The sequence below is a fragment of the Streptomyces thermodiastaticus genome (assembly GCF_014656135.1).
GTDB lineage: Bacteria > Actinomycetota > Actinomycetes > Streptomycetales > Streptomycetaceae > Streptomyces > Streptomyces thermodiastaticus.
The window spans coordinates 1-4647 of sequence record NZ_BNBV01000059.1 but is presented as its reverse complement, the minus strand read 5'-3'; the positions used below and the strand labels follow the sequence as shown (position 1 = coordinate 4647).

The 4647-nt window shown below is 73.2% G+C and carries 2 protein-coding genes and 1 pseudogene; 2 read left to right on the top strand and 1 reads right to left on the bottom strand.

Translation table 11 applies throughout. The annotated features are described in order from the left end of the window. Nucleotides 1-317 precede the first annotated feature (317 nt). Nucleotides 318-2963 carry a glycosyltransferase family 1 protein gene (locus IE286_RS26770; RefSeq protein ID WP_189799342.1) on the bottom strand — a complete coding sequence of 882 codons (2646 nt, stop codon included), beginning with the start codon at nucleotides 2961-2963 and terminating at the stop codon, nucleotides 318-320. Nucleotides 2964-3293: 330 nt separating this feature from the next. Between IE286_RS26770 and IE286_RS26765 the strand changes: the two are divergent. Then, a pseudogene (locus IE286_RS26765) lies at nucleotides 3294-4428 on the top strand (maltotransferase domain-containing protein). After that, the coding region (locus tag IE286_RS26760) for an alpha-amylase family glycosyl hydrolase (protein ID WP_268255414.1) at nucleotides 4425-4647 on the top strand (223 nt) is incomplete at its 3' end. The pseudogene IE286_RS26765 and the gene IE286_RS26760, both read left to right, overlap by 4 nt.

Here is a 4647-nt window from a genome sequence, read left to right as displayed (position 1 = left end):
CATCCCGTCCAACGACCACGGTCCTCGCAACTCCCACAGATCGCGGGTGTTGCGAGGACCGCTAGAACCCAAGGAGCCTCGCCCTTCCGGGGGCCGCCCGCGTGTGCGGGGAACACCTGGTCCCGGATCGCATGTCTGCCGGGACCTCGCGGACGACGAGGTGGACACGGCCCGCGTCCGGCGGTGCGGAGCCGTCCTGCGCCGGCTGTGCGCGGGCCCCGTCCGGGACCGACGCCGCCGCGGGCACGGGCGGTGCGCCGGGTGCCGGTGCGGGCACGGGTGGTGCGCCGGGTGCCGGTGCGCGGCCGCCCGTGCCGTCAGCGCAGCAGGACTCCGGCCGCCTCCCCCGCGTCCTGCGCCGGCACCGTCACCATGCCCAGCTCGGCGGGCGAGGCGAGCAGACGGTGGGCCGGCAGGACACGGACGGTGTAGCCATAGGGGCCGGTGCGGTCCAGGCGGAGCGGGCCCTCGTAGACCCAGCGGCCGTCCGGGCCGGCCTCGCCCGCCGGTTTCAGTGCCACCGCGGTGGCGTCCGTGATGGCGTCCTCCTCGTCGACCCGGCCGGCGACGGCCTGCACCTCCACGTCGTCCGGGCTCAGCGAGCCCAGCGACACACGCACCCGCAGCGCGAGCGTGGACCCCAGTCCGGCGGAGGCCGCCGGGGCCGCGCCGGTGCACTCGACCGGCGGAATGGATGCCTCCACATGGTCGACGCTCACCTGGTGCCAGGCCGCGCGCACTGTGGCCTTCCAGGCGGCCAGGTCCCGTGCCGCCCGTGTGTCCATCGCCCGGTGGGCGTGCGCGGCGGGTGTGTAGAGCCGGTCGACGTACTCTCGGACCATGCGGCCGGCCAGCACCTTCGGGCCCAGCTGGGCCAGGGTCCGGCGCACCATCTCGATCCAGCGGTCGGGCAGCCCGCCCCGGCCGCGCTCGTAGAAGCGGGGCGCGACCCGCTGCTCCAGCAGGTCGTACAGCGCGGCGGCCTCGATGTCGTCGCGGCGGTCGGGGTCGTAGCAGGCGCCGTCCGCGGTGGGGATGGCCCAGCCGAAGTCGGGCCGGTACCACTCGTCCCACCAGCCGTCCAGCACGGACAGGTTCAGGCAGCCGTTGAGGGCGGCCTTCATCCCGGAGGTGCCGCAGGCCTCCAGCGGGCGCAGCGGATTGTTCAGCCACACGTCGCAGCCCTGGTACAGCTTCTGGGCCATCGCCATGCCGTAGTCCGGCAGGAACACGATCCGGTGGCGCACCCGCGGGTCGTCGGCGAAGCGGACCAGGTCCTGGATGAGCCGTTTGCCGCCGTCGTCCGCCGGGTGCGCCTTGCCGGCGACCACGATCTGCACGGGCCGTTCGGGGTGCAGCAGCAGGCGGGTCAGCCGGTCGGGGTCGCGCAGCATCAGCGTCAGCCGTTTGTAGGAGGGCACGCGCCGCGCGAAGCCGATGGTGAGCACGTCCGGGTCGAGGACGCCGTCGATCCAGCCCAGCTCGGCGGTCCCGGCGCCGCGCTGCCGCCAGGACGCCCACAGCCGGCGGCGCACCTCCTCCACCAGGCGGGAGCGCAGCTCGCCGCGCAGCGCCCAGATCTCCTCGTCGGGGATGTCGGCGACCGAGTCCCAGCGGTCGGAGCCGCCCACGGTGAGCGCGTCCTCGGCGCGCTGGGCGCCGATCCGCCGGGCACCGAGCCGGAACACCTCCGGCGCCACCCAGGTGGGTGCGTGCACCCCGTTGGTGACCGAGGTGATCGGCACCTCGTCGGCGTCGAACCCGGGCCACAGTCCGCGGAACATCTCCCGGCTGACCTTGCCGTGCAGCAGCGACACGCCGTTGGCGCGCTGGGCGAGCCGCAAGCCCATCACGGCCATGTTGAACAGGTCCGCCTGGCCGCCCGGGTAGGTCTCCCGGCCCAGCTGCAGGATGCGTTCGACGTCGATGCGCGGCAGCTCGGCGTCGGGCCCGAAGTGGCGGGCGACCAGTTTCTGCTCGAACCGGTCGATGCCGGCCGGGACGGGCGTGTGGGTGGTGAAGACGGTGCCGGCCCGCACCGCCTCCAGGGCGGCGTCGAAGTCCAGTCCCGCGTCGGCCAGCTCCGCGATCCGCTCCAGGCCGAGGAACCCGGCGTGTCCCTCGTTGGTGTGGAACACCTCCGGCTCGGGGTGGCCGGTGAGCCGGCAGTACGTCCGCACCGCCCGCACCCCTCCTATGCCGAGCAGCATCTCCTGCAGCAGCCGGTGCTCGCTGCCCCCGCCGTAGAGCCGGTCGGTCACCCCGCGCTCGCCGAGGTCGTTCTCCTCCACGTCGGAGTCCAGCAGGAGCAGCGGGACGCGGCCGACGTCGGCGAGCCAGATCCGCGCGTGCAGGGCGGTGCCGCCGGGCAGGGCCAGCGAGACGCGGGCGGGGCTGCCGTCGGCCTCCCTCAGCTGGGTGAGGGGCAGCTCGTTGGGGTCGAGGACCGGGTAGTGCTCCTGCTGCCAGCCCTCCCGGGACAGGGTCTGACGGAAGTAGCCGTGCCGGTAGAGCAGGCCAACCCCGATCAGCGGAACGCCGAGGTCGCTGGCCGCCTTGAGATGGTCGCCGGCGAGGATGCCGAGGCCGCCGGAGTACTGCGGCAGCGCGGCGGTGATGCCGAACTCCGGGGAGAAATAGGCGATGGCGGCGGGCCGGTCCTCCGGCTGCGTCTGGTACCAGCGGTCCCCGGTGACGTAGTCGCGCAGGTCGTCCGCGACGGCGGTCAGCCGGCGCAGGAAGCGGCGGTCGCCGGCCAGCTCGGCCAGCCGTGCCGGGGGCACGCTGCCCAGCAGCCGCACCGGGTCGCCGCCCGAGGACGCCCAGAGCCCGGGATCGACCGACTGGAACAGGTCACGGGTCTCGGCGTGCCAGGACCAGCGCAGGTTGCGGGCCAGCTCGCCGAGGGGCCGCAGAGGCTCGGGGAGAACGGGACGGACGGTGAACCGACGGATCGCCTTCACACTCCACCTCGGCGCGTTCGCTGATGGACGCACGCACGGCACGGTGCGCGTCGCGGGAAGGACGCACGGCACTGTGCGCCCCGTCACACAGCACCGTACCCGTGCGGACGCGTCCGCGGCCGGGGCTTCACCCCCGCGTGGGCCATGACGCGGCCTGCCTGCTGTCCGGCCGGGGCCCGTTCCGGTATACGCGCAAGTAGTCAGCAACGCCCCGGATTGCACACCCGAACAGGATGGGAAGGCTCCAGCGGTATCCCTCTACGGCATTCACCCGCAGGACCCACTCCCCCTGCATCCGCCCACCTCACGTCGACGCGGACAGGAGCGGTCATGCCCGCCACGCACCACTCGGCAGCTTCCCCGGCCACCGGTACCGTCCCCTCTGCCCACCCGCACACCGGCACGCCGGCCTCGCCCGCCCCCGCACCGGGGGCCTGTCCGGGCCGGGCCACGGCCGTCGGCCGGATCCCGGTGCTCGACGTGCGGCCCGTCGTCCAGCACGGGCGCCGCCCCGCGAAGGCGGTGACCGGGGAGTCGTTCCAGGTCACCGCCACCGTGTTCGGGGAGGGGCACGCCGCGGTCGCCGCGAACGTGGTGCTCACCGACCCGGAGGGCCGGCCCGGCCCGTGGACGCCGATGCGGGAGCTGGTCCCCGGCACCGACCGCTGGGGCGCCACCGTGACGCCCGACCGACCCGGCCGGTGGACCTATCACGTGGAGGCGTGGAGCGACCCGGTCACCACCTGGCGGCACGCCGCCCGGATCAAGATCCCGGCGGGTCAGGACACGGAGGTGGTGCTGGAGGAGGGGGCCCGGCTCCACGAGCGCGCGGCGGGCCGCCGCCTACATGCGGCCCAACCTGTTCGTCAACACCCCCGACATCCTGCACGCCTACCTGCAGCAGGGCGGCCGGCCCGCCTTCGAGGTCCGCGCCGTCCTGGCCGCCACCCTCTCCCCCTCCTGGGGCGTCTACAGCGGCTACGAGCTGTGCGAGAACACCCCGCTGCACGAGGGCAGCGAGGAATACCTCGACTCGGAGAAGTACCAGCTCAAACCCCGCGACTGGGACGCCGCCGCCCGCGAGGGCCGCACCATCGCCCCGCTGATCACCAAGCTCAACGCCATCCGCAGGCGCAGCCCGGCGCTGCGGCAGCTGCGTGACCTGCATTTTCACCACGCCGACGAGGAGGCGGTGATCGCCTACTCGAAGAGACGCGGTTCGAACACGGTTCTGGTGGTCGCCAACCTCGACCCTCACCACACCCAGGAGGCCACGGTCTCGTTGGACATGCCGCAACTCGGCCTGGAATGGCACGAGTCGGTGCCGGTGCGTGACGAGCTCACCGGCGAGACCTATCACTGGGGCAGGGCCAACTATGTGCGACTGGAACCGGGCCGGCGGCCCGCGCACGTGTTCACGGTTCTGCGACCGTCCACACCGCGGATCGGAGGGTCACCCACATGATCGTCAATGAGCCCGTTCCGGACACCTTCGAGGACACCCCCGCCGGGGACCGGGATCCGGAGTGGTTCAAACGTGCCGTCTTCTACGAGGTGCTGGTCCGTTCCTTCCAGGACAGCAACGGCGACGGCATCGGCGACCTGAAGGGCCTGACCGCCAGACTCGACTATCTGCAATGGCTGGGCGTGGACTGCCTGTGGCTGCCGCCCTTCTTCAAGTCCC